The sequence below is a fragment of the Cryobacterium sp. MP_M3 genome (assembly GCF_015752155.1).
In the GTDB taxonomy this organism is placed as follows: Bacteria; Actinomycetota; Actinomycetes; order Actinomycetales; family Microbacteriaceae; genus Cryobacterium.
Genome location: NZ_JADOVI010000039.1, coordinates 1 through 3,070 on the forward strand (window position 1 = coordinate 1; position 3,070 = coordinate 3,070).

A 3,070-nucleotide genomic window follows, 5' to 3' on the forward strand; every position below is an offset into this window, starting at 1 on the left:
GATCAACAAACCAGCAGAACAAGACAAGGTCCAACCCGCGGCGACGCTAGCCGCCTAAACTCCCACTGGCCTCATTCGCCTTGACAAATTCCGGTGCGGCCCTTCGCCCGGGCCTCGGTTACGAGCTTGAGTTTGTCGGCTACGACCGCGGGATCGGACAAGGGCCGACCAAACTTGGTGCCGCCATTTCGGGCAGCTGTGATGCCTGCGTTCACCCGCTCGGTGATCAGCTCGCGTTCGTACTCGGCCAAGGTGGCGAGCATGTTCAGCATCAGTCGGCCCGACGTCGTAGACGGGTCGATACCGTCCGAGATGCTCTTCACCTGTATGTCGCGCTCCCGGAGCAGCTTCACCGTGTTCAGCACATCGATCAAGGATCTTCCGAGGCGATCGACCCGCCACACGACGACGGTGTCGCCGGGCTGGGCGTACTCGAGGAGCTTTTTCATTCCAGGGCGTGAGATCGCGGTCCGGCTGCCCGAGGTGACGTCGGCGAAAACGTCCCGTTCTTGCACGCCCGATTTAACCAGAGCGTCAACCTGCAACTTCGCGTCTTGGCTTCTGGTGCTGACCCGTGTATATCCAAGATGTCTCACGGATCCATTCTGCCTTGGAAATTGCTAAAAGCGTCGGAGCAAAGACACTTTGCAGTGAGACAAGTTTCCAAGACAAACTGCGTCCCGGAACTCCGCCACTTCTTCCTGCGGCTCGAGGGAGGCTTCGCGTGTCTCGAAAAGCTTTAGGTTCTGAGACATCCACCTCGCCTCCGGCAGCAAGTTGGCGATAGACGCATGGCACATGCAGGCCCTAGGGTGATCTCACCGCATACACCGCCGCATGCAGGTCGCCAAGAGGGGCACATTGTGAAGCACCCGAGAACGCGCGCCGCCCTGACCATCGCCCTAACAGCAGCAGTGGGCGCAACAACTCTGATTGGGTTGACCGCCTCACCCGCTGAAGCATCCGCACCCGCGGCGGTAGCAGACATCCCTCAGAGCGACTATGACACTCAAGTGCGTCTGCGTGAGGAATTTGGGTTCGATGCCAGTGCGTCGCACATCGCCGAAGTTAACGCCGGCGACCTCTCCCGGGACCGACTTGGCATTCCGCTTACCGCAGCCGAAGACGCTGACATGGCCCGTCGTGCAGAACTGAGCCCGATCATTCAGAAAATCGACGCGCTGCTCGAGCCCACTGGGCTCTATGGCGGCGGGTGGATTGATAACAAGGCCGGAGGGCAGGTTGTTGTTGCCTACGTTGGTGACCTGACTCCAGCTGTCCAGGCAACTGTGACAAGCCTTGTCGGACGGCTGGCGGAGACGACCTTTAAGCCGGTAAATCAATCTGTCGATTCGCTTTACGCTCTCGAGTCCGACATTGCCAACAGTAAACTTTCCGGCGAACTGGCCTTCGAAGGCAGCGGCGTCGACATTATCAACTCCATCGTGACAGTAGACCTCTCTCCAGATTCCCCGGAGAACGCGGAAGCAACCCTCACTGCTCGCTACGGAGACAAGATCAAGGTTTCACGTGACGATGAAGATACGCGAAAAGGCGACCTTAGTCGCGAATTTAGTAGCGGCCCCCTCTACGGAGGTCAATGGATCAGCGGTGGAACTGGTCGGTGCACCGATGGCTATTCGAACGTGCGTGACGCCGTCGGTCGCTATTACACCATCACGGCCGGCCACTGCTGGACGAACGGAACGATCATTAGCCAGGGAAGTTCTGCCGCGAACCGTGATATTGGCAACGCCAGCAGTAGCACGGGGCGCTCGGGGGTTGTCACGAATTGCGACTGCCTTGTTGTTGGACAAATTCCTTCAGGAACGGGCACTGAGCAGACGCGGGTGAACAACAACAACCTATTTCGGTTTACGCAAAGCGGTAACGCTGGCCTAGGTGATGCAGTCTGTCAGGCTGGCGCCAACTACGCAGAGACCAACGGCTTCCAGGCGTGCGGTCAAGTAACTGCTCTGGGACAAACACGAACCATCACTGCTCCGGGTGGCGGAAGCTTTGAGATCCGCGACCAGGTCAAAGCTTCTTACGGACGCATTGGAGGCGATAGCGGCGCCCCCGTAGGACGCAGCACATCGCTCCTCGGCTTCCACAGCAGCGGAGACAGCAGCGGCGGATGGTTCTCTCAGTCCAAGTATGTCGGACAGGTAAATGTCTCCCTTGGCTACTAAAGGCCTACTTAGTTTCCTGATACTCCCAGCCCTTGTGCTAGCCGCTTGTTCATCCCCTACCTCGCCCAACCAACCGCGGACACCAACGGCGTCGCCTTCGGCTTCGACAGCGTCAACAGTTGACGCGCCGTCGCTAACAGAAACGGAGTCTCTAAGCGTCATAGGCCAAAACCCCGAGTCCTTAGAGCAGGTCGTAGCTATCGATTCGACCAGGCTCTCCGACCTTGTCCCGTGGTCGAAAATACAAACAGATCTGAACGACACAACGGTAAATATCGCTTGGTGGGACGCGGCGCAGGGTTGTGCCAACACGGTTCAAACCTTCGTCCTAACCGAGACGCAAACTGACGTCGTTATCGACTTGCAGAGGGCTGGCGTTACCGAGATACCGACCTGCCCCGACTCGCAGAGCTTGCGGAGAGCGCAGATCGAACTCGCCGCGCCGCTTGCAGACCGCACCTTGAAGTATCACCAGCCGGCTTAGGCGGAGAATCTTCGTTCCGATCACGGTCGACCGGGACATACCGAGGTCTAGACCCACTGCTCAGGGCCGATACTGGCCGGACAGCATCGGCGACCAGGCCAGCCGCGAGCGTCTGGCTGCAGCCGCCAAGCTCATGGCGGCGCATAACTTGTCCATCACCTTCACAATTGTTCGCGCTTGATGTCGCGGTCTTCTCGTGCCATCTCGGACATGGATGTAAAGCTCGTCGGAAACGAGCGCCACAAAGCGATCACAGAACGCCGCCACAGAGCGTCAACAGTCACACATCGGAGCGATGATGTCAATGGCCAATCCGAACTGCCCACGGGCGGCCAGTAGAAATGCCCGCTGGTGGCCATGAAAACTGCCCACTCATGGCCAACAGATCTGCCCA

At 58.6% G+C, this 3,070-nt stretch carries 3 protein-coding genes; 1 reads left to right on the forward strand and 2 read right to left on the reverse strand.

All coding sequences use genetic code 11. The annotated features are described in order from the left end of the window. Positions 1–71: 71 nt before the first annotated feature. Positions 72–596 (reverse strand): recombinase family protein, encoded by a 525-nt coding sequence (locus IWX89_RS18155; RefSeq protein ID WP_196904938.1) that lies wholly within the window; start codon positions 594–596, stop codon positions 72–74. A 267-nt stretch (positions 597–863) separates the two neighbouring features. On the opposite strand from IWX89_RS18155, the gene IWX89_RS18160 reads away from it, so the two are divergent. Beyond that, the gene (locus IWX89_RS18160) at positions 864–2,192 is read left to right on the forward strand and encodes a hypothetical protein (protein ID WP_196904939.1); all 1,329 of its coding nucleotides are present in this window, start codon (positions 864–866) and stop codon (positions 2,190–2,192) included. 645 nt (positions 2,193–2,837) lie between these two features. Here IWX89_RS18160 and IWX89_RS18695 read toward each other — a convergent pair. After that, on the reverse strand, positions 2,838–3,070 hold a 233-nt coding region (locus tag IWX89_RS18695; protein WP_231383489.1), incomplete at its 5' end, for a hypothetical protein.